Origin of the sequence: Streptomyces sp. 7N604, assembly GCF_052245475.1 — a bacterium.
Lineage (GTDB): Bacteria > Actinomycetota > Actinomycetes > Streptomycetales > Streptomycetaceae > Streptomyces.
This window is the reverse complement of sequence record NZ_JBQQBX010000019.1, coordinates 36,947-63,812: the sequence shown is the minus strand read 5'-3', so window position 1 is coordinate 63,812 and position 26,866 is coordinate 36,947. Positions and strand designations below refer to the sequence as shown.

At 69.1% G+C, this 26,866-nt stretch carries 31 protein-coding genes and 1 pseudogene; 15 read left to right on the top strand and 17 right to left on the bottom strand.

The window, feature by feature from the left end; all coding sequences use genetic code 11:
* The first annotated feature begins 18 nt into the window (after positions 1 to 18).
* Positions 19 to 168 (top strand): hypothetical protein, encoded by a 150-nt coding sequence (locus ACTWP8_RS21490; protein ID WP_443323778.1) that lies wholly within the window; start codon positions 19 to 21, stop codon positions 166 to 168.
* Positions 169 to 199: 31 nt separating this feature from the next.
* The gene (locus ACTWP8_RS21485; protein ID WP_443323777.1) at positions 200 to 556 is read left to right on the top strand and encodes a hypothetical protein; all 357 of its coding nucleotides are present in this window, start codon (positions 200 to 202) and stop codon (positions 554 to 556) included.
* A gap of 488 nt (positions 557 to 1,044) precedes the next feature.
* Here ACTWP8_RS21485 and ACTWP8_RS21480 read toward each other — a convergent pair whose 3' ends face one another.
* The 3 genes from ACTWP8_RS21480 to ACTWP8_RS21470 all read right to left on the bottom strand — a co-directional run bounded on the left by ACTWP8_RS21480 (position 1,045) and on the right by ACTWP8_RS21470 (position 3,449).
* The gene (locus ACTWP8_RS21480; RefSeq protein WP_443323776.1) at positions 1,045 to 1,944 is read right to left on the bottom strand and encodes a hypothetical protein; all 900 of its coding nucleotides are present in this window, start codon (positions 1,942 to 1,944) and stop codon (positions 1,045 to 1,047) included.
* Between the two features lie 845 nt (positions 1,945 to 2,789).
* Complete coding sequence (locus ACTWP8_RS21475) at positions 2,790 to 3,242, bottom strand: hypothetical protein (RefSeq protein ID WP_443323775.1); 453 nt, start codon at positions 3,240 to 3,242, stop codon at positions 2,790 to 2,792.
* Positions 3,243 to 3,275: 33 nt separating this feature from the next.
* Positions 3,276 to 3,449: a hypothetical protein gene (locus ACTWP8_RS21470; RefSeq protein ID WP_443323774.1), complete on the bottom strand. Its 174-nt coding sequence runs from the start codon at positions 3,447 to 3,449 to the stop codon at positions 3,276 to 3,278.
* Between the two features lie 684 nt (positions 3,450 to 4,133).
* Between ACTWP8_RS21470 and mihF the strand changes: the two genes are divergently transcribed.
* The 3 genes from mihF (at position 4,134) to ACTWP8_RS21455 (ending at position 5,205) form a co-directional block, all read left to right on the top strand.
* A complete protein-coding gene (gene mihF, locus ACTWP8_RS21465; RefSeq protein WP_443323773.1) occupies positions 4,134 to 4,448 on the top strand; it encodes an integration host factor, actinobacterial type in 315 nt (104 codons plus the stop codon).
* A 117-nt stretch (positions 4,449 to 4,565) separates the two neighbouring features.
* Positions 4,566 to 5,123, top strand: a complete 558-nt coding sequence (locus tag ACTWP8_RS21460) for a GntR family transcriptional regulator (protein WP_443323883.1) — start codon at positions 4,566 to 4,568, stop codon at positions 5,121 to 5,123.
* On the top strand, positions 5,077 to 5,205 hold the full coding sequence (locus tag ACTWP8_RS21455; protein ID WP_443323772.1) for a hypothetical protein: 129 nt from the start codon (positions 5,077 to 5,079) through the stop codon (positions 5,203 to 5,205). The genes ACTWP8_RS21460 and ACTWP8_RS21455 overlap by 47 nt, the downstream gene beginning before the upstream one ends.
* A gap of 90 nt (positions 5,206 to 5,295) precedes the next feature.
* On the opposite strand, the gene ACTWP8_RS21450 is transcribed toward ACTWP8_RS21455, so the two are convergent.
* Complete coding sequence (locus tag ACTWP8_RS21450; protein ID WP_443323771.1) at positions 5,296 to 6,000, bottom strand: ribonuclease H family protein; 705 nt, start codon at positions 5,998 to 6,000, stop codon at positions 5,296 to 5,298.
* A gap of 1,122 nt (positions 6,001 to 7,122) precedes the next feature.
* Between ACTWP8_RS21450 and ACTWP8_RS21445 the strand changes: the two genes are divergently transcribed.
* The 3 genes from ACTWP8_RS21445 (at position 7,123) to ACTWP8_RS21435 (ending at position 9,823) form a co-directional block, all read left to right on the top strand.
* Positions 7,123 to 9,165, top strand: a complete 2,043-nt coding sequence (locus tag ACTWP8_RS21445; RefSeq protein WP_443323770.1) for a hypothetical protein — start codon at positions 7,123 to 7,125, stop codon at positions 9,163 to 9,165.
* A gap of 109 nt (positions 9,166 to 9,274) precedes the next feature.
* A complete protein-coding gene (locus tag ACTWP8_RS21440; RefSeq protein WP_443323769.1) occupies positions 9,275 to 9,490 on the top strand; it encodes a hypothetical protein in 216 nt (71 codons plus the stop codon).
* Positions 9,491 to 9,565: 75 nt separating this feature from the next.
* Entirely contained in the window at positions 9,566 to 9,823 is a 258-nt protein-coding gene (locus ACTWP8_RS21435; protein WP_443323768.1) for a hypothetical protein, read from the top strand.
* Positions 9,824 to 10,293: 470 nt separating this feature from the next.
* Here ACTWP8_RS21435 and ACTWP8_RS21430 read toward each other — a convergent pair whose 3' ends face one another.
* The gene (locus ACTWP8_RS21430; protein WP_443323767.1) at positions 10,294 to 10,683 is read right to left on the bottom strand and encodes a hypothetical protein; all 390 of its coding nucleotides are present in this window, start codon (positions 10,681 to 10,683) and stop codon (positions 10,294 to 10,296) included.
* A 479-nt stretch (positions 10,684 to 11,162) separates the two neighbouring features.
* Between ACTWP8_RS21430 and ACTWP8_RS21425 the strand changes: the two genes are divergently transcribed.
* From ACTWP8_RS21425 to ACTWP8_RS21415, 3 genes are all read left to right on the top strand, one after another.
* Positions 11,163 to 11,993, top strand: coding sequence for a hypothetical protein (locus tag ACTWP8_RS21425; protein WP_443323766.1), 831 nt, complete (start codon positions 11,163 to 11,165; stop codon positions 11,991 to 11,993).
* 158 nt (positions 11,994 to 12,151) lie between these two features.
* Positions 12,152 to 12,325, top strand: coding sequence for a hypothetical protein (locus ACTWP8_RS21420; RefSeq protein ID WP_443323765.1), 174 nt, complete (start codon positions 12,152 to 12,154; stop codon positions 12,323 to 12,325).
* Positions 12,326 to 12,424: 99 nt separating this feature from the next.
* The gene (locus ACTWP8_RS21415) at positions 12,425 to 12,628 is read left to right on the top strand and encodes a hypothetical protein (protein WP_443323764.1); all 204 of its coding nucleotides are present in this window, start codon (positions 12,425 to 12,427) and stop codon (positions 12,626 to 12,628) included.
* A gap of 1,398 nt (positions 12,629 to 14,026) precedes the next feature.
* On the opposite strand, the gene ACTWP8_RS21410 is transcribed toward ACTWP8_RS21415, so the two are convergent.
* The 7 genes from ACTWP8_RS21410 to ACTWP8_RS21380 all read right to left on the bottom strand — a co-directional run bounded on the left by ACTWP8_RS21410 (position 14,027) and on the right by ACTWP8_RS21380 (position 17,180).
* Entirely contained in the window at positions 14,027 to 14,248 is a 222-nt protein-coding gene (locus ACTWP8_RS21410; RefSeq protein WP_443323763.1) for a hypothetical protein, read from the bottom strand.
* Positions 14,249 to 14,274: 26 nt separating this feature from the next.
* Positions 14,275 to 14,835: a DUF6233 domain-containing protein gene (locus ACTWP8_RS21405; protein WP_443323762.1), complete on the bottom strand. Its 561-nt coding sequence runs from the start codon at positions 14,833 to 14,835 to the stop codon at positions 14,275 to 14,277.
* 2 nt (positions 14,836 to 14,837) lie between these two features.
* Complete coding sequence (locus ACTWP8_RS21400) at positions 14,838 to 15,188, bottom strand: hypothetical protein (protein ID WP_443323761.1); 351 nt, start codon at positions 15,186 to 15,188, stop codon at positions 14,838 to 14,840.
* Positions 15,189 to 15,511: 323 nt separating this feature from the next.
* Complete coding sequence (locus ACTWP8_RS21395; RefSeq protein ID WP_443323760.1) at positions 15,512 to 15,718, bottom strand: hypothetical protein; 207 nt, start codon at positions 15,716 to 15,718, stop codon at positions 15,512 to 15,514.
* Positions 15,719 to 16,164: 446 nt separating this feature from the next.
* The gene (locus tag ACTWP8_RS21390) at positions 16,165 to 16,362 is read right to left on the bottom strand and encodes a hypothetical protein (protein ID WP_443323759.1); all 198 of its coding nucleotides are present in this window, start codon (positions 16,360 to 16,362) and stop codon (positions 16,165 to 16,167) included.
* Positions 16,363 to 16,656: 294 nt separating this feature from the next.
* Complete coding sequence (locus ACTWP8_RS21385; protein ID WP_443323758.1) at positions 16,657 to 16,818, bottom strand: hypothetical protein; 162 nt, start codon at positions 16,816 to 16,818, stop codon at positions 16,657 to 16,659.
* Positions 16,815 to 17,180 (bottom strand): DUF6415 family natural product biosynthesis protein, encoded by a 366-nt coding sequence (locus ACTWP8_RS21380; RefSeq protein ID WP_443323757.1) that lies wholly within the window; start codon positions 17,178 to 17,180, stop codon positions 16,815 to 16,817. Before ACTWP8_RS21380 ends, ACTWP8_RS21385 begins: the two co-directional genes overlap by 4 nt.
* A 205-nt stretch (positions 17,181 to 17,385) precedes the next feature.
* Between ACTWP8_RS21380 and ACTWP8_RS21375 the strand changes: the two are divergent.
* From ACTWP8_RS21375 to ACTWP8_RS21365, 3 genes and pseudogenes are all read left to right on the top strand, one after another.
* Positions 17,386 to 17,598 (top strand): annotated as a pseudogene (locus ACTWP8_RS21375) (helix-turn-helix domain-containing protein); the annotation flags it as partial.
* 51 nt (positions 17,599 to 17,649) lie between these two features.
* Entirely contained in the window at positions 17,650 to 18,648 is a 999-nt protein-coding gene (locus ACTWP8_RS21370; protein WP_443323882.1) for a hypothetical protein, read from the top strand.
* Between the two features lie 22 nt (positions 18,649 to 18,670).
* Positions 18,671 to 19,147, top strand: coding sequence for a hypothetical protein (locus ACTWP8_RS21365; protein WP_443323756.1), 477 nt, complete (start codon positions 18,671 to 18,673; stop codon positions 19,145 to 19,147).
* 309 nt (positions 19,148 to 19,456) lie between these two features.
* Here ACTWP8_RS21365 and ACTWP8_RS21360 read toward each other — a convergent pair whose 3' ends face one another.
* The 3 genes from ACTWP8_RS21360 to ACTWP8_RS21350 form a co-directional block, all read right to left on the bottom strand.
* On the bottom strand, positions 19,457 to 20,410 hold the full coding sequence (locus tag ACTWP8_RS21360) for an immunity 49 family protein (RefSeq protein WP_443323755.1): 954 nt from the start codon (positions 20,408 to 20,410) through the stop codon (positions 19,457 to 19,459).
* Positions 20,411 to 20,938: 528 nt separating this feature from the next.
* The gene (locus ACTWP8_RS21355) at positions 20,939 to 21,847 is read right to left on the bottom strand and encodes a hypothetical protein (protein WP_443323754.1); all 909 of its coding nucleotides are present in this window, start codon (positions 21,845 to 21,847) and stop codon (positions 20,939 to 20,941) included.
* Positions 21,848 to 21,990: 143 nt separating this feature from the next.
* Entirely contained in the window at positions 21,991 to 23,349 is a 1,359-nt protein-coding gene (locus tag ACTWP8_RS21350) for a hypothetical protein (protein ID WP_443323753.1), read from the bottom strand.
* A gap of 51 nt (positions 23,350 to 23,400) precedes the next feature.
* Here ACTWP8_RS21350 and ACTWP8_RS21345 point away from each other — a divergent pair, with 51 nt between their 5' ends.
* Positions 23,401 to 23,835 carry a hypothetical protein gene (locus tag ACTWP8_RS21345; RefSeq protein ID WP_443323752.1) on the top strand — a complete coding sequence of 145 codons (435 nt, stop codon included), beginning with the start codon at positions 23,401 to 23,403 and terminating at the stop codon, positions 23,833 to 23,835.
* A gap of 173 nt (positions 23,836 to 24,008) precedes the next feature.
* Here the strand turns inward: ACTWP8_RS21345 and ACTWP8_RS21340 are convergent, their stop codons facing one another.
* Both ACTWP8_RS21340 and ACTWP8_RS21335 read right to left on the bottom strand, forming a co-directional pair.
* On the bottom strand, positions 24,009 to 25,946 hold the full coding sequence (locus ACTWP8_RS21340) for a hypothetical protein (protein ID WP_443323751.1): 1,938 nt from the start codon (positions 25,944 to 25,946) through the stop codon (positions 24,009 to 24,011).
* Positions 25,943 to 26,506 (bottom strand): hypothetical protein, encoded by a 564-nt coding sequence (locus tag ACTWP8_RS21335; protein WP_443323750.1) that lies wholly within the window; start codon positions 26,504 to 26,506, stop codon positions 25,943 to 25,945. The genes ACTWP8_RS21340 and ACTWP8_RS21335 overlap by 4 nt, the downstream gene beginning before the upstream one ends.
* Positions 26,507 to 26,866: the final 360 nt, after the last annotated feature.

The following is a 26,866-nucleotide window of genomic DNA, read 5'->3' as shown; positions in this document are numbered from 1 at the left end:
CGTGAAGGAGACAGCAGGATGAGCAACCCCCACGAGGAGAGCGTGCACCACCTGGAGCACGCCGAGGTCACCGGCCTCCCGGCACCAGTGCCGCTGGACGAGCAGGAGGCCGAGAACCTGGCCGTCTGGCACGCCGAGAACATCGGCGCGGACGTCGTCGACCGCTGAGATTGTCACACCCCCAAGGGGAAGGAACCCGATGTTCAACCGGAGGAAGAACGCTAAGGCCGCGCTGCTGGCGTCGCTGCGCGAAGCCGCACTGCGCGCCGTCTGGCGGCTGCACCAGGAGAACGGCCCCGGCGACGTCAACCCGCATACTACCGAGGTGACTGCCTACTCCCTCGCGTCAATGCTGACGTTTTCCGCCGACGGCTCGCCCGTCCACGTCGGCGACGTCATCGACCGTGTCGCTCACATGATCTACGCAGGCAAGGCCGAGAACCGGGATAGCCGACTCGCTTGGACCGTGTGGGAGTTGGAGCGGCTTGGCTACGCCGATGCCGCTGCGCATCTCGCCGAGCTGGTCAGGACCCACTGCGGTACCCGGGCCGTCTGAACGCACGTCGTACAACACAAGGGCGTCTTCGTGATCGGCGGAACGGATACCACGTACTGCGCCTCTCTGTGCCCCACCGCGCGGCCAACGAGTTCTGCCGCGCCTGCCGAGCGTAGCGGCGCGCAAGGCCGGGATGCCGCCGAACGGCCATAGTCCAACCCCTTCGAGTCACCCTACCGCCAGCGCTGCAGGACGGCTGCGCAGAGGGGGACCCGCACGATCGCCGGACTCTTCCTCTGGCGGAAGGGCGGGCCCGGCGAGCAGCAGTTGGTGTGCCGGATCAATCCGGGCGGGCGATCAGGTCCAGAACGGGAAGGGGCGGACGGCGCACCCGGGAGCGGTCCCACGCAACGTGCGATCGAAGGCGCGAGACCGTCCGGCCCCTCCGTCCTGTCCGCGCCGGGCACTGGGACGGTACGAGGGCCGTCCCGGCCGGGCGCGCTCAGTGGCGTGGGAGAGTTGACCACTACTCCGCGGGGGCGGACGGGTCAACGCCCCGGCACAGCTTGGGCGGACCCGGGTGCCGTGGTCAGCGGGTGGTCGGCGGCGGGCAGCGACAGCGGTACACGGCGGGCGAACCAGCGGCGCAGGCGCAGCGGCGGGTGCATATGCAAGACGCGTAGTGTGGTCCAGGTCCGAAAAGCCAAGGGCGTGGTGCGTTCCTCGGCGAGGTCGGCGCTCCACATGTCAGCGACGGGGGAGCGGCCGCACGCGCGCACCGCGTGAGCGTCGCAGGCGAGTTCGCCCCACCAGCGGAAGGCGCCGATTCCCAGCCAGGACGTACCGGCGGCCCACGCGAAGGCGGGAAGGGGCAGCAGGCCTGCGGCGAGGGTGGTCGCCGACACGGCGCATGTCTCGGCGAGCAGGCGCTTGCGGGTGTCGCGGCGGCGCAGGTGCGCCAGTTCGTGCTCCAGGACCGCGGGCAGATGGCGCGTGTAGCGTGGGCTGAACCACCGCTGTCCGAGCCACAGGTGTCCCCGCTTGCCGTGGCGAGTGGAGCGGGCGTCGCCGAAGCCCCCGCGCTCACTGGGCAGGGCGATGGAGATCCGTTCCAGGCCGTGCCGGGCGGCGAAGATCCGCACGTGATGCTCGGTCTGCCGCATCCGCTCGGCCATCGCCGTATACAGGCCGCCGTGGTCGTTCTCGGGAAGCGTGCGGGGGCGGACAAAGAGGTCCCAGGTCAGTGACTGCGCGAAGTAGCCCGAGGAGACCCCGCGGTCGTGCGTGTGCCGGCCGTGCCAGGCCCAGACACCTCCGGCGAGCAGCGCTGTGTAGACGGCCACGGCGGGCTGGGGGCCTCGCAGCGCGGTGGAGATCGCCTGGCTGGCCAGGACGACCGTGACCACGATGTGGGCCCCGCAGCGGCCCAGCCTCTCCCCCATACGCATGCAATCACCGTAGTCAGCGCGTAGGCCGTTCGGCAGGTTCGTTTCCGGGGGGCGATCAACTCCGCACGATGCATAGCTGCGTCTGTCCGACTCCCACCAGTCGCCCGTGCCCCGGAGGACGCTGCCGTCGGCGTGGCCTGAGGCGGCACGTGCGAGTTCTCACTCCAGCGCGCTGGACATTCTCACCTCTTGTCACCCGGCTGCATCGCCGGATGTCACCACGGCCACCCTCCGACCTGCGTCTTCACGGACAGAGCAATGAGAAAACCTGGTGACACCGAGGCGAGAAATCGCACCCACAGCGGGGCTGTGGGGTCCAGCGCGGGGTGTAGTGCTGAGTGAGGCAGGTGACTGCCTCATCGAGGTGAGCTGCGCCGTTGCCGGCGTATCCCACGCTCGTTCCGATGACCGGCTCGAAGTACATGTTGATGGGTTCGGCGGGATCGGGCGGGATGATGGCGGCTGGTAACGCGGAGCCCTGACTGCCTCGGCGTCGCTGTCCCTGGGGGCTGCGGAGAAGGCGCCGTCCTGGTCCAGCAGGAACACCGCCACGCCGCCGGACAGCACAGAACGCCGCACGATGACGCTGGTCCGCAGCTCGTCGGTCAGCCGGGCGATGAACGCGGCTGCGCGGCCGTCCAGTCGCAGCGGTTCCGGTTCGCGCCGGTCCCGGCCAGAACGGAACTCCACGTTGCGCCCGCGGCCTACCGGGATACGCAGAAGCATCGGGGTTTCCCCTTGGTGAGTTGGCCGCCGCGGCTCTCCTCGCGGATCTCTCCCCGGCGAATGCTATCGGTGGGCTGTCTGCTCATCGAGACGGCCGTGTCAGGGGTGGTGCGGGCCGGTCAGTCGAGGGAGGTGGCAATCGCCAGCGCCTGCCCCGCGGCAATGGCGCGGCCGACGGCGCCGAGGTCCTGGTGCTCGGCAGTGAAGTGGTAGAGGCGGCCGGTCTCCCGCGCGGCTCGCCGCCAGCATTCGCTGGTGGGCAGCGTGCCGTCGTACCAGGCAGCGCCGTCCGGGGACCGCACCAGCAAGTGGTCGCCGATGAGGGTGGTGCTCCAGCCGGGACAGGGCACGGCCCAGCCCGCGTAGTCGTCCGTGGTGACCCAGCCCAGGCACCGTGCCCGCGTCAGCAGGGCGTCGGTGTCCTGCAGCTGGCCATCGTCCTCGTCGAGAATCTGGATCGTCAGGGGATGGGTGTAGATGACGGCCGGGCTCCGAGGGCCGGGCAGCCACGCGTGCGCATGGACTTCCAGTTCGGGAAGACCATCCCGGACGCGTCCCATGAACTCCCACACGATGTCGTCTCCTTCGTTTCTCTGCTCGCCCGCTCACATCGCATAGCGGGCCGTGATGACCAGGACGCCACCGGCGGCGATCAGCGCTGGACCTGTCGACTCCCAGTCCTCGCCGCGATAACGATTGTCCGTGATATCCCCGATCATGGGACCGATGAGTGCGCAGCAGAACCCGATGATGAGCAGGAGTCCGCCAACGGCTCTCATGGATCCCACCACCCACGCCGGCACCGCGGACCGGCCCCCTTCCTTTTCGTCTCCTGCCGGCGTTCGTCTTCGGCCTGGCCGGAAGCTAACTGCCCAAGGGTGCAGGGGCCGGGGCCGGTTCGGCAGCGAATGGTTGGCGCGCCCGCCAGGCGGGCGGATTTCTCTACACGGCGCCGGCGTCCAGGGACGGCGCATCCGCTGACGCAGCAGGCAGTTGTGCAGCATGCGACCCTTCTGCTGCGTTCCCTGAGGCGGGGTCGATGGAGCAGGCCCACACTCCCGTGGCCCCCGGGGGCAGCTCCGTACGGGGCGCCCTCCGAGGGTTGGGCGAGGTCAGCCCGAAACTGTGACACCACGGTGCCAGTGGCGCCGCGTCATGCAGGCGCCGGTTCGGACCGTGATCCACAGCGGAGGGCCGGGAGGCAGCAGCACACCGGTGGAGTGCGCGACCGCCACCGCGATCGTCAAAGGCCCAGGTAGCGCCATCAGTTGGCGGTGTGACCTCACCCCGCGCCGCGAGAGAAGCGGCAGGGTCTGACCCGCCGCCAAGCCGGGCTCACCACCAGCCCATGCCGCCCGTGGAGCAACGCAAACGGGCCCGGTGGGGGAGAAGCACCTGTTCAGCCGGGGGACGCGCAGGCATGATGGCCGCCATCAGCGGCTTGACGAGAGGACTGATCGACCATGTCACTGCCCGCTCTGTCCGCGGATGACCGAGCCAAGGCCCTGCAGAAGGCGATCGCTGTCCGCCAGCAGCGGGCCGAGTTGCTGGCTTCGGTCAAGTCCGGCCGACTCTCACTGCCCGAGTTTCTCACCCTCCAGGACCCGGTGGCCGGCAAGACCCCTGTCCGGCGGCTGCTGGAGGCCCTGCCCTCGATCGGCAGGGTCCGGGCCGAGCAGATCATGAAGGAGATCGGCGTCCCCGACGGCCGTCGCGTCCAGGGGCTGGGCTCCCGTCAGAGGCGATTGCTGATCGAGCGGTTCCCCGCGCGGGGCTGATCAGCGTGGGCAGGTGGATCTGGCTGCAGCCGCGGAGACGAATGAGGAACACCATGCCGGTCGCTACATCCCGGTCGCAGGCTCCTCCTCCAGGCCGCCGGTGCTCTCCGGGCGGAGATCAAGATCGGCACATTCGAGCCCGGTCAACAGCTTCCCTCCGATCGCCAACTTTGCAAGCGCTTCGGCATCGCGGATATGACGGTCCGCAACGCGCTCGAGGTCCTTCGCCGCGAAGGATTCGTCCACACCGTGCAAGGCGTCGGCAGCTTCGTCACTCATCCGGCGCAGATCCTGAGCGGCCACCCGGCCGCTCAGGATCTGCGGGAGCTCGTGCGGATATGGCCCAGCAGATCAACGCGTTGTCGTGGCGGGTATCCCAACTCGAACGCGAACTGGGCAGGACGGCGTCGACCACGTCGGCGACCTGAGGCTCGCACATGCCCGTGCACGAAGGGCGTACGGGCCCGCCCACGTGCGAAAGACGGGCCCGTCGGGGAGCGCCTCGGGTGCACACCCCAGGCCAGGCTACGTACCGCGCGAGGCGGCCGCGTGCCGCACCGCACCGGACGCCCCGGGTGTGTCCATCGATGGGCGGCAGGCCCCACGGCGGGCGGGCACACAGCGCGCCTTGACCTCTCCCACCCGTCAGATCCCGACGAGACGGGACAGCAGTGACAAGGGCGGTGAGAACAGGGCCATCAACGGCAACGACGCCACGATCCTCGGCGTCGTCACGACGGTCCTGCGACGTCTCTGAAACAGAACACAGACAACTCGCCCACGTTACCAATCGTGTGGGACCAACATGCATTCAGTCGCCCGATCCAGTGATAGCACCACACCTCCGCTACGGGGCGGCAGGGGCGCCCTCGCTGCAGGCCGGGTGGCCCCAACCGGACGCGAGCTTGGCGATCTTCTCACCCATCTCGTAGCGGGACTGGCAGTGGCCACAGCGGCCGGGGAACTTGGCCTTGATCACGGCACCCGCTCCGCCGCGCGGCGCCCTGCGCGCCGGTGTCTTGCGAGAGCGGGCCCCACGCGGCTTGTCCTCCGTCTCGGGGCTCGGCCGCGGCACGTGAGTGGCGCCGTGCGCCGTGCCCGCGGACTCCTGCTCGGTGGCGGCGGTGCTAGCCGCGGCGTCAGCGATGGCGTTGAGCGGGTCGCCGTTCACCTGGTGGGCAAGGACGTGCTTGAACGTCACATCGCGGCCTTCGAGCAGCGCGTCGATGCGGATGACCAGGTCCTTGTTGGCCACGGGCTTCTTCGACGCGGTCTGCCAGCCGTTGCGCTTCCAGCCCGCGATCCACTTGGTGACCGCGTTCATCGCGTACTGCGAGTCCATCCGGATCTCCAGCGGCACGGCCGGGTCGGTGGCCTCAAGGAGTTCGGCGAGCGCGGTGAGTTCGGCCACGTTATTCGTGGTGCGGCCGAGCGGGCCCGCCTCCCAGCACTGCGGTGTGCCCGCGGCGTCGGCGAGCACCCAGGCCCAACCCGCAGGCCCGGGGTTGATCTTGGCAGCACCGTCGCAAGCCGCGACCATACGTTCTGACATCCCTCGATCATGCCAGGCCCATGGGGCTGCCCAGGCGCTTCGGGCCGCTGCCCTACGGGAAGGACACCTCGGTCGGGCCGTGAGCGGTTCGCCCTTCGCCGGGCTCAGACAGCAGCAGTTGGCCGCAGACCTCCGGCACGGCGGATCCGTCCAGGTAGCGCTGGGCATAGTCCGGGGGGACGACCGTGGCGGGACCGGCCACCGCGTGCTGGCCTGATCGACCGTGCGCACCTCAGTCGCTGGTACCGAGCTGACCAGGTTCAGGTTGCGGCAGCGGCCAGTAGTGGCGATGGCGGCCGCCGCCGAGCTCGCCGGACACGTCCGCGCTCCCAGTTCGCCAACACGTTGGGATTGCTGAGCGCTGTCGGCGAGACGGTGCATTTGGGTCTCTCACAGCTGCCTGCCGACCGCGCCGGGACCGGAGAATCTCCGGGGCTATGCATGCTGCTGGTGCGGCAGCCCAGCGCACGACAGAGCAATGAGAAAGCCTGGTGACACCAAGGCGAGAAATCGCACAGATGGTCCAAGGTGGCGAAGTCGACCGCGACCGCGCGGCGGGACTGGCTCAACGGCAGGTCCCCGATGCCGTACGGCATCGGGGGCAGCACGCGGCGCAGAGCCATCTCGCGCCCAGCGCAATCACCGCTGACCGGCCCGTTCCGGCAGGCCGGTCATGGAAGGCCGAAGACGTGAACGGCTCATCAAGCACGTCGCGGCAGGACGCGCGCCCGCTGAGGGACTGGGGGCTGCCTGGCCGCGCTACGGCAGCCTTCCCGCCGATCGACCGCGACAAGAGCCCGCTGCTCGCCGCCGGGCAAGGGTGGACCTGCCGGTCGGGGCCTGGGCAGACGTAGCGGTCGAATTCCCTTGAGAAGCAGGACGGTTGTACCGTTGCAGTGAGGGGGACGGTCTGGGGAGGCGGGGGTCGCATTCGCTCACGACTGACCGGAGCGCGGGCTCGAACGGTCTGCTGTGGGCGGGCCCAAGCGTTGTCGGCCGTCTGCCCACCGGGCCCTTCCGCGCGATGCGATGCTGGGCCGGTGTCCGGGCAAGCAGTGCCGAAGCCGCCGCGGGTGTATGCGTGTTCGGGAACATGGGCCTGTATGCGCTGGTGAGGAATGCATGACTGTCTCCATCCCTTCGTCGGAGCGCGGTCACCGGGCCGCCGTGGCGTTCGACTGCCCCACTGGTGACCTGGCCGCCGGGCTGCTCCGGTTCACCGGGCTGCCCGCGCTCAACGGCGCCTCGGCGCACGCCGCGTTGTCTGTAGCCCTGGACCTGGTTTCTGAAGAACCGCAGCTGCCCGAATGGTGCGAGCTCGCGCGGATCCCGATGTGGCACGGCCGGTTGAATCCCCTCTCTGACGTGGAGCTCCTGGCCCCGCCGGCCCGGTCGGTGCTGCGGCAGATGTGCCGCTACGCGGACGCCATGGACGAGGAGGCGCTGCGCAGCGCGGCCCTGGCCATGGTTCCCCGTGTGTGGCTGCTGGAGGCCCTGGCCGACGCCGTGGAGGCGCAGGGCGCCGAAAGGGATACGGCGGCGCCCGCGGGGCGCGCGGCGGACCGCGCGTTCCTGCGTTCGGCGGCAGAGCTTGAGCTGATGGTGCTCACCGACGAGTCGCCCGGGGCCTGGGGAACAGTGGCCGGTACCGCGCTGCGGGCTGCGCTGGTGGGGCGGCTGGCCTTCCTGAGTTCCGTCTTCGCCGAGGTGGCGGGACTGCCGCAGGCTCCCTCGCTGGCGTGGCAGGAAGTCGGACCGGGCCGGTGGCGCGCCGTGGAGTGCCTGCCCGGCGCCACCGCCCCGCTGGTCATAACAGCAAAACTGGACCCGAGCCGCGCGAGGGAGTCCGTTCCCAATCTGTCGGTAGCCGGTGCCGCCCGGTGGTGCGTGTCCTGGGACGTCCCGGGTGCCGGGAGCTGCACGTATGAGGCGGGCAACGCCGGCGGGCTCGGCTTCGCGCAGTGGCATGCCCACCAGGCAGTGCAGCGTCTGCGGTGCACGCCGGGAGGCGCCCGCCACGGCGGGCGCCTGCTGATCCCCGTGGATCCATCCGCCCCCGCATCTGTTGCGCCGCCCGTACGGCATCTGGGGCTGGGCGCCGTCCTCAGTGCCGTCATCGCCCGGTGGGAAGACGCTCTCATCGCAGGCGGTCCGGCCGGAGGCTTGTGGGTCTCCCTGCCGCACATGTCCCCCGGTGGTGAAGCCGCCAGTGCCGCAGCCGCACTCCTCCACGACCTGGAGGCTCCCTGCCCGACCGCTGCGGAGCCGGTGAACCACGCCGCCGTCGACGCCCCCGGCTTCGCCGCCTTCCTCGCCTCCCATGCCCTCGCCCTGACCCCCGCGGCCCGGGCCTACCTCGCAGGCCTGGCCGACAGCGGCCCCGGCCCGGACACCATCGCCCACCGGCACGCAGCCGCCATGCGTGCCGTCCTGGCCCTGCTGCTCACTCCCTCTCAGGCTTCCGCCGTTGCAGCGGAGATCGGGCCGCCCCCCGCCGACGGCGGCTACCGGGCACTGCTCGATCCGACCCAACTGGCCGACCACGTGCGCCTGCATACCCGGGACGAGGCCCCTCCAGACGGGCTCGACCCGGCTCAACTGGGCGCAGTGCGGCAAGAGATCTGCGACGGGCTGGCCGCTGTAGCCCGCCTGTACATGCGTCGCGAGCTACAGCGGGAGCACCTCGCGTTCGACGATCTCAAGAAGGCCGTTGCCGACTTTGTCGCCGAGCGCAACTCCTTCCCCGACCCCTACACCAGCCAAGCCGAGCCAGGCCCAGCACATCCGCTTCTGCCCGACCCCCCGCTCCGCTTCACCGTGTCCTTCCGGACCGTCGAAGAACTCTGCACGACCAGCTTCAGCCACACGACAGACGTACCGGGGCCGGCGCCCCTGCAACTTCTCCTTCCGGCCGACTGGGGCAAGGACGTCGCCGCGGCCGGCTTCGCCGTGCTGGCAGGGCGGCCGGTCATCGAGGTCCTCCGGGCAGACGACCGGGGCCGTCCCGACGTGGTCCGCATCCTCGAACTCGACGTCAACCGCCGATGCGATGGTGGTACGGCCGCCGTCTGGCAGCTGGATGCCGACTGCCCGCTCGTCAACGTCGACTGGACCTCCGGCAGCCCTCGCCTGTACATGCCCCTGGCCGCCGACGAGGGACGCTGACCATCCGATGCGCTGCACCGGTCCTGCTTCTGACCCCAATGGGTGATGTTGCTCGGCCCGGGCGAGCGGGTACGGTGCTGTCGGAGAGACGTCACCGTGGAGGCCCGGCATGAAGGCACCCGAGCAGCTGCCCCAGCTCACCGAGGACGAGTGCCGTGAGCTACGCGCCTGGGCCGCCGATGAAGGCGCAACCGGCAACACGGGCGTGGCGGACATCCTCAAGCGCCTGACCACCGAGGGGCAGCCCTCCCTTGAGGAAGCCGCACCGTGGCCGACGGTACTCCCCGAGCTGCTGCGGGATCTCCTGCCCGACGCGGCCGCCTGACCGTGCGAACGCCGCCGGACCCAGTGGCCCGGCAGGACCACGTGAACCACTGTTTCCCTGGAGAGACTGCAGGACGTGTCACCCAGCTCTGATCCACGCAAAGCCGAAGTTCTTCTCTCCGCTGACGCGATCAAGCAAGTTCACGGATTCGATGAGCGCCAGAAGGTCGCCGTGGCACTCGCCATGGCCGCCATCACAGCGAACCCCCAGCTCGGGGATGAGCGCCCCGGCCGCGTCTGGGACTACCAGGACGTTGGTGGCGCGCGGGTGCTCTACACGATCACCCAGTACACGGGCGCCGTCGTCGTCTACGGGTTCGTCTTCGAGCCCTGACGCTCCCGAGATCACAGCGGGCCGCCGACGCGTCCTTGCCACACATCCACGAACCCGGTCGAGACCTGCGCCGACGCGTCTACGAGATCCACGTGCCCGGGTCGGTCTGCCCCGGCGGCGTAGGCTCCCCCTCCCTCCTGTGCCGGGGGCATCCTGGGCGCCCGTCCAGCGGGCGCAGCAGAGCTTCTTGGTCCGGTGCTCGTGCCGGAGCTGGTGGTAGCGGCGTGTGAAGGCTTCGGTGGTTCCCTGGGCGGTCGGCGAGGGCCGCGAGGTCGCCGATGTTCCGGATCAGACGCCAGGCTGCTGCTGGGTGGAGTCTGCGGCCGACCTTGGTGCCGTCGGGCCCTCAGCGCTGGCCTCGGGCGGCTGCTGCCCCTGGAGAGCGGCCGATCAGCCGCACTATGGTAGGCATTCCGTCACCACCGGGCGATCAACCAGCCCAACTCCCGCAGCTTGATTCCCACCGGTGCTCACCGTCTGTGGCAGGCTTCCTGCGCCCGCCCTTGCTCCGCGCCCTCCAGCCGTGCACACCATGCGCGGTGTGCCTCAACCAGCTCACCGACGAAGGCCTCGACCAGGCCAGCCTGGGTGTACTTGGGCCACCGTCGGCGCAGCAGCTCCCAGGCGACTCGGGAGGCGAGACAGCTGCGCACGGCGGTGTCGTCCCAACCCCAAGCTGCGGCCTCTCCACGCAGGCCCGGCACCGACTCGAGGATGTGATGAAAGAAGCGGTCATCGAGGACCGCCAACGTCTCCCCGCCCAGCAGACACATCTCTCGGCGCATCCGCGCGATGTCCTCGTGCAGTCCAGCAGGTATGGCCCCCGACTCCCGCCGCACCAGCACATCAAGCCGGTGCACGAGATCATCAGCAACCTCATTCAGCCCATCGATACGCCGAAGCACCTTCGCTACCGTCGCCCCAGTGTCCCTCACACCGACCCTCCCACGCCCCACGACAACCGCTCCCTTCCAAGCGCCCGTCCCGGCACAAACAACACGCTGTGTCCCCGGCTGCGCGAGAATAGACGTCCACGCCCATCGATGCAGCATGACGTAGAGCCGGGGGCGCTGCGCACGACGGGCCCCCTTGAGCATCCCCCTGATCTCGGCTTGACGACGCCCTCCTATGCTCGAACTCGCGGGCGGCCGCCGCGTACGACGCGAACCTCAACACCGCGGCCGTCCGCACCAGCCGCTGACGGCCGCACTCCTCATTTTTCGCGACTTTCGCGCATGGTTTCAACCAAGCCCTCCTGTCGGGCCTCTCGCGCATGACTGTGTTTGGCCCGGGGCAGGCCTGGTGCGTCACGCAGTGCAGCGGTCAGGGGAGGGGCGCGGTGTCGGACGTAGCGGATGATCTCGAACAGAGGCTGGATGAGGGCATAGGGCACTACATGGCTGCCATCGCGGAGGAGCTGCTGGACGACGGCGTGCCCGTCCGCGGCGTCGACACCTACACGGTCCTGGACGACCCGGACCAGGCCGCGATCGGGAAAGATCTGGAAGGCAACGTCAGCCTCACCCCCAGCTTCCAGCGCCAGGTCCTCGGCACTGCGGGTGAGGCCGGGCTGCACTGGTGCGCGGTCTCCGGCTGGTGCCTGCTGCTCTCTCCTGCGGAGTCCCGGCCCACCTTTCTGGAATCGGCGCGCTGGCTCGGAGCGGGTCTGCTGCCTACCCCCGGCCGCGTCGCGGCGTTCCTCTCGGCAGCACGGCTGGAAGCCGAGAGTGCCGGCAGCCGCGAGCGTCCCTTCTACCGCACGGCCGGAACCAGTCTGGAGAACCTGGCCGAGCGGCTCGCCGTCTACCTACCTACTCCGGGCCCGACGGCGCCGCGCACCTACCAGGACCGGTACACCCGCGCGGCCGGTACGGCCTATCGGGACCGCGCCCTGAAGGCGCTCCTGGAGCCCAAGCAGGACATCATCGAGGTCCCCCTGCGCACCGGCGAACTGGAAGCCCTCCGGCACCTGCTCGACTTCACCGAGACCGCGGCAGGGCTATACGGGCCCGAACACCTGGCACACCACCTGGCAGCGGACCTGATCCAGCGTGCCCGATCCCCACTCGGCGCAGCAGCCGTCGACCACTATCTGGCGACCCACCGGTACGCGATCGACCACGCCGCCAACCTCGAAGAGCAACGCCGGAAGATGAACAGCGACGACTGAACCCGCCCGCAAGGGCCGCCGATGACCACAGCCAGCGACGCGGCGACGAGTCCGGCACAGCATCCTCCATCCCCCTCCAAGGACCACGTGCGCCCCCTACACTCGAGGGCCGCTCCCGGAGTGGGAGCGGAAATCCCGCCGACGAGGGGCCGTTTGACGTGCAGGATGCTCCGATCTACGACCAGCTCATAGCGGAACGCGGCGACGTTCTTGGACAGGTGCGCAGCGAGGCCGAGCAGATGCGGCGGCAGGTCGAGCAGGTGATGAGGCCGGGAGGGCTGGCCTCTGCCGCGCCTCTGGGACAGCGCCCCGTCCCGTCCGCGCACCGCTGACCCGGTCAGCGGCCGACCACGCACTCGGCGCATAGACCGGATTCCGCTCGGCCCGGCCGGAGAACGGCACGCCCCTCACCACCCGAAGCCTAATCAGCCATGGGAAGTGGCCCGCCCGCTCTCCTGCGCCAGCTGCGGCGGAGCGGGGCGCTGGTCCACGGTGAGGTTCTGGAGGACAGCTCTGGGGAGGCCAAGGCCGAGGTGAAGTTGGGGGTGTGGCTGTCGAACACCAAGACCAGGCGCGCGACGCTCACCCCGGCCAAGCTCGCTGTTCTGGCCGAACTGGGGCTCCACGGGGGCTGAGGGAGGCGCCCACGGTGGTCTGCCGGGCAACCGGCGGACCACCCCTGCGCTGTCGCCTCGTAGCCCCTATGCCTGCGCCCATCGGCTCTCCAGCTCAGCAACGGTTGGCTGGTTGGCCATCGCCCATTGAATGGCGTCCGGAAGGGTGGATCTTGGGTGATCGACGCACCTACGCAGGACTGAAAGCATCAGTTCTACCGCCCTGACCGCCGACTCCACGGAGTAGTGGACGTATTCCTGCGCGGTGTGTGTACCGAAGGGGTGGGGGGCCGTAGGCTTCGGTCTCTCTTTGGCGTGCACCGCTGCGTCCCGGAGATCAAAAAGCCAGTCGAACCCGGTAACCCAGGTGGCGTTGACCGGCCCCGTATGGAACACGAGTTTCAGGGCCTCACGGATCTTCCCTGGCCGGGGAGTGCCCTTGCCGAGCCACTTGTCCCGAACATGCTGGGGTACACCCGTGGATCCGTAGAGCGTCCAACGCATGCGCTGAAGCAGCGACGGCGACCAGCGACGCATCGAACTCCCGGCGCATCCATGCGGACACTTCGCTGCTGTCGCCCATCTGCGCTGCCTTCTCGCGGGCACCACGCGCGGCCCGCGCCTGGTCGATCGCGATCCCTGCCCAGCTCTGCCACAGGTGGGTCGTGATCTGAATCGAAGCCGGCGCTTCGGCCGTCGCAGCAGCCTCCGCTACCCCGGCAGCTGCTTCGGCGCTGACCCCGCTTCCCCCGCACTGCGGGCAAGGCCCCTGGCCCAGGAGGGCCCGCTGAAGCTCGCCCTCCCGATACTCATAGCCGCAAGCAGCGCAGGTGGAGCTACCCACACAGCCACAGTACCCAAGGACCGGATCGCCGTGCCGTCAGAGCTGTCCGAACCCAGCATGTAACCCAGTGCCGTATCGACCAGGCTGGCACCAGCGACTCACCGGCGCGTCCGCCGTCTGCTGCCGGTGTCCAGCGGCAGCCCGATCTGCGATGCGACGCGGTCGAACGAGACCCGCGGCGGGCGCGCCCCTTCAGTCCCGCTTCGCGACATCAGTACCTATTTCCCGGGCGGCGTTTAGCCAGCCCGCCGGAGTGCCACCAAATAGCATCACTCGTCAAGGCGTGCTGCTGATCCTCCCGCTGGGCATGTCGATGCTCAGCCATCGACTGCTATCCGGGCAGTCGGTGACCACCGACGTTCTCGGAGGGAGGTGCAGTGGGGAAACATGCCCGGCCGAACAGCCACGGCCACAAGGGAGCTACCAGCCGCCCAAGCTGGCGTGAGACCGCGATCAGGATGTGCGTCCTGGTCCTGGCCCATTTGATCGCCAGCTCATGTAGTGGCGGCCAGTAGCTCCACCAGGGAAGGGGCCGTCTACGTGCGGAGACGGGGCGGCCCCGTTCCTGCAGGAGCCTAGCTGACCACTGTCACCAGCTCCTCGAAGCTCACAATGGCACATGACGTGTCAATCTGAGGCGTCCTCGCGGTCCCCAAGCGGTCGTCGACGCCCGGCACCTCCAGCGCGGCGGCGCACGCCGCCGGCACCGCGTTCAGGCGGGCCCGCACCCGGGGCCGGTCCGGATGCTGCTCCTCCAGCACATCGCTGAACGGCGTCCACAGCCGCTCCCCGATCACGGCGGCCGCGTCCGCAGCGCCGCGGGCTACGCCTTGAGGCGCTCCTCCACGTGGCACGCGTCGCAGGCTCGTGTTCCGGGCCGGGCCAGTGCCTGCCGGGCTTCTGCGGTCGTCAGGGTCGCTTCGCCGGTGTAGAGGAAGCACAGCGCGTGGTGGATGACGGTGGGCCGTGGCGCGGTCGAGTCGTATCGAATCTTGACCGGCTGCAGCGCCCACCGGTCCTCATCCGTCGCGCGCCGTACGCCGGGCACGACATGGTCTGCGGCTGTACCGCGGCTGCGGGCCTGTGCGCGAGCGACGGCCGCGGGATGGCGGCCGGTCGGCACACCGTCATAGGAGACGCCGTCGACCGGGCGGACCTTCGACGCTGGCACGTCGAAGCGGTCGTCGAAGGGCTGGGCGCCGTACCCGCTCTCGCTCGGGCCGTACGACCAGACGCTGATGGAGACCTTGTAGACCCACTCGCCGCTGGGGGCCTGCCAGCGACCGAGGAGACGGCCAGTGAGCTCCTGGCGATCCGGGAGCACGATCCTGACCGGGGGCGTGGGCGCAACTTCCGGTATCTCGTCACCGCGCGACGGCTTCACGGCTACCGCTCCACTGGGTCGTCCTGCTCGTCGTCGACATGCTTGAGGGCCATGCGGGCCGCGATCCGGGATGGTCCCTCGAGAGTGCCCCAGAAGTCGTGCGTCCCGACCGTCGTGACGAGCTCGAGCTCTTGCGCCCGCAGTGCCGTCACGGCTGCCCAGTCCCCTTCGCTCCAGCGCTCGCTGCAGGCGGGCCGCTTGTGACCGCGCCAGTCGGTGAAGGCGGCTACCGACTCCGTGTACTGCGGCAGCCGTGCGTACAGCGCGCTCAGCTCAGCGCGTACCCGGTAGATCTCGCGCTGCGCGTCCCGGAGGTCATCCGGGAAGTCGGGGAAGTCGTAGGTTCCAGCCACGGCCAAAATGCTACTGCCGTTCGAAACTCGGAATGGGGGAGGCGCACCACGCTCATGCTGCGAACTCTCGCCCCGGTGCGCTGGGCTTCTCAGTCAATGCCCTGTTGCTGCTCAGCCGGTGTCTGCTCTGTCCCAGCTCACGCCCTACACAGACACAGACACCGCCCCATCCCGCCTCGGGCCCCACTTCCGATCCTTCATGACCGCCGTTTCAGGCGGGTGGACTACGCGCGTAGAACCCCCATCCCCAGACGTGAGCCAGCGCCACACTTTCGGCGTGCACCGGCCTGTCGAACGCACCCGGTCTCGCGCGGGGCCGCAAGTCACTCCGGGCGGCCCAGCCGGTCTGGCGGCGGGACGGGCAGCGGCCAGTAGGCGGGGTCACGCTTGCCATCGAGCGTTGCCAGCAGGACGTCCTCGGATATCTGCAACGCCGGGGCACACCGCAGAAGTTGGGACGGGGTGATCGGGGCGCCGTCCAGCCAGGCCGTGATGAGCGGTGCTGGGAGGATGGCGGCTTCGTGCTGCACGGCCCGCCGCACTTCTGCGCGTTGGCGAGTTTTCGCTCGGGCTGCCCCCTCGAAATCCGGGACCGGCGTCGTCTCTGGCGACATTGCCGCATTCCCCCTTCCGTCTCCAACTCGTGCGTAGGTGCTCCAGGGAGTTCACCCGGTCGCTGTTTATCCTGCCGCACCCGCCGTGGTGTCCTCCGGCTCCAGAGCGGCTGAAGAGGTCCCGGTCGACGCATTCGATCTGGTGCTCGGCCGTCCAGGCGATGTGCTCGTTGTCCCGGTACAGGACGACCGCGGCCTCAGCGCCCACGGCGAGGACACCACCTATGACGATGGGCGCTTGCCTTGACCTGGACGCCAGACCGGGCGGGTGACCGCCATGGAGGTCCCCTTCACCGAGCTCCGCCGTCCTGCACCGCAAGCCGATGTGCCAGAGCCGTCCGCTGGCCCTGCGACGTCGAGGATCAGCGCTGATCAGTCGGTAGAGCCACCTGGAGTTCCTTCACCCTCGCCTCCAGCACCGTGATCCGCTCCGCGGACTCCTTCACCACGTCAAGGAGCGATCTCAAAACCTCAAGCCCGCTCCTGTGCAGACCGATGGCTTCCGATCCCAACTCTGCAACCACTGTTTCCAGCTCCACATTCTCCAGGCTCTTACTCATCCCTCCATCCTCACAGTTTCAACCAGGCGAGGCCCGCAGCAGGCGCCGGATCACTCAAGCGGTGCCGTTGCTTGACCGTTACCCGGCAGCCGCCACACCTCCCATCGGGCATCGCAACGGCGGGACTCCAGGGGATTTCGCCCCGGCCGTCCGCCAAGGGCGGTAACGGACGGCCGGGGCTTCAGTCCCGCCCTGGGCGCCGGTGGACGGGGTTACCACGGCCCGCGGGTGGATTACGGGCCACGCCCAGGGCGGGAGTTCAGCGGGCCGTCGGTGGCCCTTGCCGCGGGGGCCTCACCGCGTCTTCGTCGACGAGCGCCACCAGTCGGACCAGGCGGGGAGTATCTCCGGGGCCAGGCCCGGCGCCTGGACGAACACGCGCGGCGGCCGACGCGCGCCGAGCGGCGCGCGACGTTCCCGCACGGCGAGCTGCGGCTGCATTCTGGCCTGGCTCACCGGGTGTCTTCCTGCTGGTAGTTGAGCAGGATGCGGCACATGCGGCCGAGGTCCTCGACGTGGCTGGCCGCGGACTGCAGGCCCTCGCCGAGCCCTTGGGCGAGTGCTTGGCGGGTGTGGTCGAGACAGGTTTGCTGCTGGTACCACTCGGGCGTGCCGCGATCCAGCGCATCAGTGTCCTTCTGCACGATCGGCATCAGCAACTGGAGGTGCCCGCGGAGCAGTCGCTCGAGGTCGACCAGTTCCTGGTACGGCGGCAGTACGCGCCGCCGCGTCAAGGCCTGGTCGATCGTCAGGGCAATGCTGTCCACGTCGATGCAGTCTGTCGTGGTGGCGGCTCCGGGCCGTTCCGTGGTTGTCACGGTGGTACCTCCCGCGGACAGCTCGGCGGCTGCTGACACCGGGTATCCGCTTTTCGACGGCGGGTAGTGGAATGACCAAACCGCGCGTCATGCTGTACGGACCAGCGATGACCCGCTCACCGCATACAGGTATGCGCGCCGTGCATGAGAACAGTCGGGAAGCTGTGAAGTCCAGGTACCAACGAACTCAGGGGCTCTCTCACCGATGAACTGGACTACGCATGCCATCCGGGAGGCTTCACGAACCGGCGACTACGGCCGCGTTGTGAAGCTCGCTCGTGCTGAGGCCGGCGTCTCCCAAAAACGGCTGGGCGAAGCCTGTGGCATCAGCCAGTCCGCTGTCTCCCGGCTGGAAGGCCACGGAATTGGCACCTACAACATGACCCTCCTGGCGAGGGCGGCCACGCACTTACACATCCCCCCGCGATTGGTCGGTCTCGCCGATCACACAGCGGTGCACGCTGCGCACGTGGACGGAACAGAAGTGGAACGGCGCACCCTCCTCGCCGGTGCGGCAGCGGTCGCTACAGCGTCGGCGCTCGCGGCGCCCCCCGCGCCTCACGGGCGCCCGGCCGATGGCCAGGCAGCGACGCTGCGGCTGGCCACGTCCGCGTTCCGCCGCATGGATGGCTCAACTCCGTCCCGGCACCTGACCGAACCCGTGCTCGCGCACCTCCGCTTGACCCAGACCATCGCCAGCGAGACCAAACATGAAGAACAGCGGATCCGGCTGGCCGCAGTCGGAAGCGAGGCGGCGAGCCTGGCCGGATGGCTGGCTTGGGACATGGGAGATTATGGCTCCGTTCGGACTTGGTACGGCAGCGCCATCAAGGCCGCACGCCGTGCTGCCGACCCGCTGCTCACTGCCTACCAGCTGGGCAGCTTGGCGCAGTTCGAAGCACACGCCGGGAATGCTGCGCAGGGCCTTGACCTCGTGCGGTCGGCGCGCAGGCAGTTCGCCGACCGGCGGCCCGCCATCGCCGAGGCGTGGCTGTACACCGTCGAAGCGCTGGCGCATGCGGCAGCCGGTGACCGGGTGGCCGCGGATGGGGCACTCGCCGGTGCGGAGCGCAGCGCAGAGAGGATCGCCGTCGAGGAACCGCCGCCGTGGCCCTGGGTGTTCACCTTCAGCGACAGCAAGGTGGCCGCGTGTCGCCTGTCCTGTGGTGCCCGCCTCGGCCTGCCGAACTGGGTATTCCGGGCGCAGGATGCCGCAGGGGCTGTGCTGTCCTCGAGCCACGACAAGCAGCGGGCGCTCCTGATACTCGACGTGGCGTCCGGCCACATGGCCGCTGGACGGCTCGACGGCGCGTTCGCGCTGGCGACATGTGCGGTCGAGACTGGTCTGCGGTACCGATCCGGCCGGATCGTGGAGCGGGCTCGTGCGCTCCGCCGAAGGTACACATCACCGGCCCCGCCGAAGGTGGTGCGGGACTTCGATGAGCGGCTGCACGGCGTTTATCTGTGAGGACCGACGGAGGGAACAGTCGATGCGATTGGGGATCACGGGGCATCGCGGACTGCCCGAGCAGTCCGAGAAGCTTGTCCGCGCTGCCTTGCAGGGGGAAGTGCGACGGCACCGCCCGGATGATCTGGTGGGGGTCTCCTGCATCGCGGATGGGCCGGATACCTGGTTCGCGCAGGCGGTCCTCGACCACGGCGGCCGTATCGAGGTCGTCATCCCCGCCGACCAGTACCGGGAGGGTCTCCCGGAGTGGCACCACACCACGTATGGCACGCTGCTGCAGCGTGCCGTCGAGGTACACCGCACCGGGCTCGTCGAGTCGACCTCGGAGGCCCACATGGCCGGCAGCGAGATTCTCGTCGGGCTGGTAGACGAGCTGATCGCTGTGTGGGATGGACAGCCGGCCCGCGGCTACGGCGGCACGGCCGACGTCGTCGCCTACGCCGAACGGAACGGCGTTCCTGCCCGGGTGCTGTGGCCGGAAGGAGCAGCGCGGGACTAGGCCGTCGAGCGCCTCCCGACACTTACTGCCTGGACCAGGCCCTTTGCTGGTCCAAAGGGAGACTCGGAAGCAGCACACCACCGCGCGGCCGGACCCTGCAAGCGCTTCCGCGAGCACCGCCCGCGCCAGTTCGTCCTGCCGTGCGGCCAGCTCAGAGGGTTGATCACAGGTGCAGGCACAGGAGGCAAGTGCCCATCGACAACGCCGACGACGCGGAGATGGACGAACGGCGGAGATGGCCAAGAGGGTCGGCGCAGTCGCCGCGGCCACTGTCGAGGCGCTTGAGGACTGAGAGGCTGTCCGCCCTGACTACTTGGCGGTCCAATAGGGCGGGTCATTCCCACCGGTGTCCGCCGCTCGCCGCAGCGCCTCCGGGGAGCCCAGGATGCCATGCGGCAGATAGCCGGACCGGACGTCCAGCTCCCACCCGTGCACTTGGACTGCAAGGGCGGCCAGGGTCAGGGCGCCGAGCGGCAGCAGAGTCCTGGGGGCGGGATCGGAGCCCAGACTCTCCCGGTGCTCGATGAGCCGGGACACGAGAGCCTGCTCAAAGGCGTGCTGGTCGTCGTCGAGAAGTACGCGAAGGAGGCGCTGGTCCGGTGTCAGCGGGTCGGCTGCGTCCAGTTGCCGGGCCGCCTCGGCGCGCTCGTCGGTGCCCGGCTTGCGCATGGTCACGGTGGGCCAGTCGCGGGGCAGGTGCCCGCGCGCCTGGGTCAGGTAGCTGCACAGGGCGTCCATCGCAGCGAGGTCCGCCGGGTCGGACGCCGAGTTCAGCTTCGAGTACGGCACCCCGTCGCGGATTGCGGGCGCGTAGTCGTCCCGCAGGAGCAGACCGATCACTCGCCGCCATTCCCATACCAGGCCGCTGACGAGGCATATTGCAAACGTGTCGATCCATGTCCTAGCCGTGGGGGCCTGCGCGACGACGTCGCCGAAGGCGAGGTCCTCGCTGCTGAGCTTCTCGCCGATGAGCGGGAAGACGATCTCCTGGTCGCCGTCGGGGAAGCAGCCGATGCTCAGCGCCCCCAGGGAGCACTCCGCCGCGGTCCGAAGTGCCGTGCGTGCTGGCTCCTCGAGCACGGGGTCTTCCATGGCGCGGGCGGCGATGTGGTCGAGGAGCTCATCACGCATATCCTGCAGCTTCTCCGGGGACGGGTCGTCGTAGCGCATCCAGTGCCACCGCCGCCGGGTCCGTCCACTGATGTCATCGAGTGCCTGGGCTATGTGCTGTCCACGGACCTCGTGGCATGTCACTTCCTGCACGGCTAGCGTCCTCTCATGATCTACCAGGCCGGGCCCGGCACGCTATCAGCGGGCTCGGACATTGCCCTGAGATCATTTCCGCAGGCGGCAGCCGGACGGGCTCGACCGCGACAGGCGGTGGGCCCGCGCTCTTCACGGAAGCGGCTGAACCGTCACCCGCCTCGGATTAGTTCCCGGAGCGCCGGGCACTCTCCCCGCCGGGCCGGGCGGATCAGTACCCGTAGCGGTACCGGTCTTCTTCCGGATCGGTGTACGCATGCCAGAGGGCAGCCGCGGGCGGGCGAAGGCCCCCCACGCTCCCACTGGGGGTCACCCGTCACCGTGACCACCCGGTGCACGGGTACAGTCAGCGGCGGTTGGCAGCCAGCCGCACGGAAGTCGATGCCCTGGTCGACCGGCTTGCGCAGCGAGCCGAACAGGCTCGCGAGGAACGGTGTGGCGTCCCTTCGCCCGCACTCCACGTCGAGCCTTACGTATGGGGGCCGGTAGCGGAGCAGCTCCTCCAGCAGTTCCAGCCCGCCGTCGCGATCAGGTGCCCATACGTACTCGCCGTCGAGCGTGTCCATGCCCGCCTGTGGTCAGCGGGTGGTCGGCGGCGGGCTGCGACAGCGGTGCATGGCGGGCGAACCAGCGGCGCAGGCGCAGCGGCGGGTGCATATGCAAGACGCGTAGTGTGGTCCAGGTCCGAAAAGCCAAGGGCGTGGTGCGTTCCTCGGCGAGGTCGGCGCTCCACATGTCAGCGACGGGGGAGCGGCCGCAGGCGCGCACCGCATGGGCGTCGCAGGCGAGTTCGCCCCACCAGCGGAAGGCGCCGATTCCCAGCCAGGACGTACCGGCGGCCCACGCGAAGGCGGGAAGGGGCAGCAGGCCTGCGGCGAGGGTGGTCGCCGACACGGCGCATGTCTCGGCGAGCAGGCGCTTGCGGGTGTCGCGGCGGCGCAGGTGCGCCAGTTCGTGCTCCAGGACCGCGGGCAGATGGCGCGTGTAGCGTGGGCTGAACCACCGCTGTCCGAGCCACAGGTGTCCCCGCTTGCCGTGGCGAGTGGAGCGGGCGTCGCCGAAGCCCCCGCGCTCACTGGGCAGGGCGATGGAGATCCGTTCCAGGCCGTGCCGGGCGGCGAAGATCCGCACGTGATGCTCGGTCTGCCGCATCCGCTCGGCCATCGCCGTATACAGGCCGCCGTGGTCGTTCTCGGGAAGCGTGCGGGGGCGGACAAAGAGGTCCCAGGTCAGTGACTGCGCGAAGTAGCCCGAGGAGACCCCGCGGTCGTGCGTGTGCCGGCCGTGCCAGGCCCAGACACCTCCGGCGAGCAGCGCTGCGTAGACGGCCACAGCGGGCTGGGGGCCGTGCAGCGCCGCGGAGATCGCCTGACTGGCCAGGACGACCGTGACCACGATGTGGGCCCCGTAACGCGCCAGCCTCTCCCCCATACGCATGTAATCACCGTAGTCAGCGCGTAGGCCGTTCGGCAGGTCCGTTTCCGGGGCGCGACTCCTGCAGGAAGCATTCCGCCACTGGATCCACCCACATTGCGTCGGTGACCCCTTCTGGAGCACCAGAGTGCCAAAGTGTCGGCCTCCTACATGTCGTGAGGGGTGGTGCGGTTGCCAGTGACGCGCATCACCACGGCCCAGCGGTCTCGTTGGTCGGGGCTGGGCGCCGTCACGCGCTCGGTCCACATGTTGTCGCGGAGGTTGGGCAGCCAGTTCGGTTTCGGGGTGAGGTCCAGGACGGCGAGCATGCCGAGCGTGACGCCCGTCGCCTGGTAGGCGACGGTCTGGGGCAAGTAGCGCTTCAGGCTGTCGCGGCTGGCGTTCCGCTGCTCGCGTTTGCACTCGATGACGATCTCGAAACCGGGAAAGCTGACGAGGATGTCAGCGCGGCCTCCGCTCCGGTCGATGGGCTCGATCTGAGTTTTCATGCCGATGGCGTCCAGGTAGTCGTGCAGATCCTCCTGCAGTTCGACTTCGAGGGGCGGCTTTTCCCCTTCCTTCCGTGCGAACAGATAGCCGTACCGCTTGGTGTGGCCTGCGCGGCCCCGGTTAGTCCGGTTGCTGAGGAAGCGGATGGTCGCGTTGACCAGCGGAAGGAAGTGTCGTCGGACGGTGGGGTCCTGGAAGTCGGGGCAGTCCTTCAAGCCGGCCACGATGTCGTCGTAGAGCTCCTGCTCGACTTGGGGACGTTGGGAGGTGTAGCCGAAGCCGGCGTCGTCGAGGTGATCAAGGAGGGTGTCGACTATGAGGGCTGGCAGTTTGGCGCGGAGCTCCTCATCGATTGCGGCGGCCAATGCGGTGGCCGCCGCGTCTCCTTTTCCCGGGCCGTCCTCGATCGGCTCCTCGGGACTCTGGTGCAGGCGGGAGTCGATTGCGGAGATCAGATCGTGGGCGCCTTGCCTGTCCCAGCTCTCGGGCGCGTCGGCGAGGAGAGCTCGGACGTGCAGAAGGAGGCCTTCCCGAGTCGCGAAAGCATCCTCGATGCGGGGGGCGACCAGGTTCTGGATTGCTGGGGCTGGGCCGGTGGTGGTGAGGCGTAGGGAACGGTGTGCCGTGTAGGCGGCCAGGATGTGCTGGATCGTGTGGTTCGGCCACGCGGGCAGTGGTGAGTCGAGGTGGGTGGCTGTCTGTTCGAGGTTGATGCTGAGGGTGTGCCAGGCAGCTTCGGTGTCGTAGCGGCCGTCGCGCCAGCCGGTGCGCAGGCCGGTGAGCCATAGGGCGTGCTCGGTGGTGGAGCGACGTAGCTGGGCGGCGTTGATGGAGAGTGTTTCGTTGTCGCCCGCTTCGAAGGCCAGGAGGGCGTTGATGGCGGCTCGGTAGGCGGTGGCGTCGGGCCGGTCCTCGTCCGCGGTGATGGCGTCGGCAAAGCGCTTTCGGCTGGTTTCGAGATGTGCCAGGAGTGTGGCCCGGTCGGGTGCGTTGAAGGCGTCCGAGAGGTGGCACATGGCCAGTTCGTACGCGGCGTCGGAGCGTAGTGCTGGTGTGCCGAGGAATGCGTGGAGGGCGGTGGTCAGGTCGGGGTCGCGCCACTGCTCGTAGGCGGCTCCCAGGGCCCGTACGAGGCGGCGTGCGTAGCCGATGGGTGCCGCTGGAGCCTGGGGGGCGACGAGGAGGTCGAGGAGTCGGTAGCGCTTGACGGCGCCGCCTGCGAGGGCCAGGCGCAGTGCGGCTTCGAGGAACAGGCCGGCGGTTTCGGCTTCGAGGGGTGTGGTGTGGTTCTCGGCTCGCTGGAGGGCGATGCGATTGAGGGCTTCGGCGTTCTGCTGGAGGTATTCGGGGTGGCCGCAGAGGCGGTCGAGGATGTCACCGGTGGCGCCTGGTCGCGTTTCGGTTCTGAGGGCTTCGATGATGAACGCGGCGGCGCGGTCGGGGGCTGTGAGTTGGTGCCAGGCGGTCAGGAGGACTTCGGCAGCGCGGAACCACAGCCGTGAGGTTGCGATCTGGTCGGCCTGTGCCCAGAAATGCTCTTCGCCGCCCAGGTCTTCGAGTGCGGGAGCGTCTCCGTGGCGGTTGAGGAGGGTCTCCAGTGTGTTGATGGTGAGCCCTCCTCGTCGCTCGGCGGCGTGCGGGGTATCGGCACGTTAACGCGCGGCTGTGGCAGTGGTCACCACATGTAGTCGCCCTTCTCGGCGATCTTTGCATGGTCGGCGGGGACCACTTCGCGGGCCAGGTCGCGGTTCGCGGTGGCGGCGATGATCTGCAGCCCGTCGGTCTCGTCGCAGATGGCCTGCAGCTGTTGCAGGGTCTCTGCCAGATCGGTGGGGATCATTTCCTGGGCGCCGGCGGAGTCGATGAGCAGGAGGCCGGGGTGGCGGCCGCCGTGCTTCTGTCCGACACGCAGAAGCGCGAGGAGGGTAGCCATCCGCAGCCTTAGCTGTTCGCCGTCCACGGCGTCCTTGAAGAAGATGTCCCCGTCGTCCTGGCGGAGCTTCATGACACCGTTGCTTTGGAGCTTCACGTCTTGGAGGGCGATGTAACCGAGCCGCACGGCGAGGGCATGAATCTCGGCGCTGACTCTTTTCATGATCGGTCCGCCCTCCTTCTGCGCGCGCATGTCGGCTTCCTTGTGCGCGGCTTTCAGGATGACCTCTTCGGTATCGGTGACGTCCGGTACGACGGCGCGGTCGTGGGTGGCGGCCCGCTCGTTCAGTGCTCCGCGGAGCCGCTCGACGTCCAGCTGCCGCCGCAGCACCGATGTGTCGGGGAGCGCCGCTCGGGCGGCGGCCAGCTGCCCGCGGGCGGTCTCCAGCTCTGCCTCGGCGCGCACGCATGCGGCTTCCGACTCGCGGACGGCCGAGCGCGCCTGACGGTCGGCGTCGCGTAAGGCGTCCACGTTCTTCGCGAGCTGGTCGATGGCGGTGGTGTCCTCGGGTGCGTCCTGAGGTGGTCGGGTGCCGCAGACGGAGCAGTGGTGTTCGCCTTGCCCGGCGCGGGCGTGGGCGAGATCGGATACGGGTGTGGCGCAGCGGGGGCAGCAGGTGGGGCTGAGGGCGCCGAAGTAGCGCTTGGCGGCGGTGTTCTCCCGGAGGTCGCGCAGCTGCTTGTGGTCCTCGATGAGGGCCTGGTGGATCTCTGTGAAGCGGAGCTGGGCCGAGGTGTGGGCCTGGACGGCCTGGGCATGGTGTTGGGCGCTGCTGGCGATGTGCGCTGCTGCCTGTTCGAGGGTCGTGGCCTGGTCTTCCAGTGCCGGGGCGGCCTGGTCTTGCGCGAGGTCAGCTTCTGCCTGGGCCAGTTGGTCTTTGAGTTCTTGGAGCGACTCGGCGCGGGCCTGGGTGTCCTGGGTGGCGCGCCGGCGTTCTCCGCGGTGCTGCTGCCGCAGGGTCTTCAGGGCGGTCTCGGCGTCTCGGCGGGTGCTGGTCCAGGGCAGGCCGATGAACATCTGCAGGAGGCTGACGACGGCGCCGTTCTCGGCGGTCTCGCCGAGCAGGACTTCGGAGTTGCGGTTGCGGGAGATCAGAGCGTGGCTGAACAGCGGCCAGTCCGTCAGAGTGGCCTTGCCGTCCTCCTCCCCTTTGACGTCGTCGCGCCATCCGCGGAGGATTTCCAGGTTGAGGCGGTTCATCATGAACGCGCCCATGACGGATTTGAACTCGGCCTCGCTGGTGAACTCCACGGCTGGGGTGGCCGCCCCGGTCTCAAGACGGCCGGCCAGGACGCCGTCGGTCTGCCGGAACTCGACACTGAAGGGGTCCTCGTCGATCAGGCCGTCGAGCCGCACGTGGGAGATCCACCGGCGCACGCCCTTGCGGAGCCTGGTGTTCTCTCCGCGCAGGCACCACCAGATCACTTCCAGGACACTGCTCTTACCCTTGAGGTTGTCTGCCGCCAGGCACCACAGGCCCTCCCCGAGGGGCCAGGTGAAATGGAAGTCCCCGGTGACCTTGCCGGCTTTGGTGCCGGAGAACTCAAGCTGTGTGAGGGCGAGCCGGTGGGGCCTGGGCAGGAGTCCGCTCTCGCGGACGTGGTGGTGCTCCAGGACCCTGGCAGCTTTTTCTGCGCTGACCCCAGCCCGGCGGGCGACGGCTTCGGTGAAGGTGGTCATGCGCTCTGCCCTTCGCTCGCGCGGCTGTCGACCGCGGCGAGGCGGGCGCGGACGCGGCTGGTGATCCCGGTGATGCTGTCGCCGAGGTGGGTGCGTTCGTACTCGGACTGCTTGTACTGGGCGTCCTTGAGCGCGCTGCCGCTGCGGTCGCCGGCCAGCATCAGAACCAGCCCGGCACGCTTGTCGTACCAGGCCAGATCCGGCTCCTCCGACCGCAACTCGCCTGCCGTGTCCCGTCCGGCGGGGAGCAGGCAGTAGTCCCAGCGGTCGATCTCCGGAGCCGTGCCCACAGCGTCGATCCCGATCAGCCCGTGTGCCAGAAGCAGTCCCAGCGCGTCATCGAGCGGCTCGTAGGCACCGAAGCGCCAGCGGACCATCGGGTATGACTCGAGATCGGGTTCATCCCCGCTCAGCAGCGCGGCGGCCCGGGCGACCGGGTTGACCCCCGGCAAGACCTGACCGGCAGCAGCGAAATTCAGCAGCTCATCCGCCAGGTAATCGGGGTTCCGTAGCCAGAAGTCCAGGGCCTGGAGCTTCTTCTGACCGCGCAGAACCGCCACGGAATCTGGATGAGCTGCGCACTCCGTGTCCGGAGCCGGACAATGATCCAGCAGGAACAGGATTCGCACCGCATCCTGGACCCGGCTCGCTCGCCGAGTCCGACTCTGTTCCGATGGCATTGGCCCCCACTTGTGCCGCCGTCACTCCCCGGTAAAACGAGTAGCACACACCGGCGCATGTCGGTAAGTAGGCCGACACGATAAGTCACCAGCGAGAGTGCCGTGTCGGTGGATTCAGGCACTCCCCGAGCCGAAGCGGGACACTAGTCGAGGTCCCGCATCGGCCCTGCCGGGCGGCCGGCCGGTACGTGATCGACTACGCCGCCAACCTGGAGGCGCGACATCGCCAGGAGTAATTGC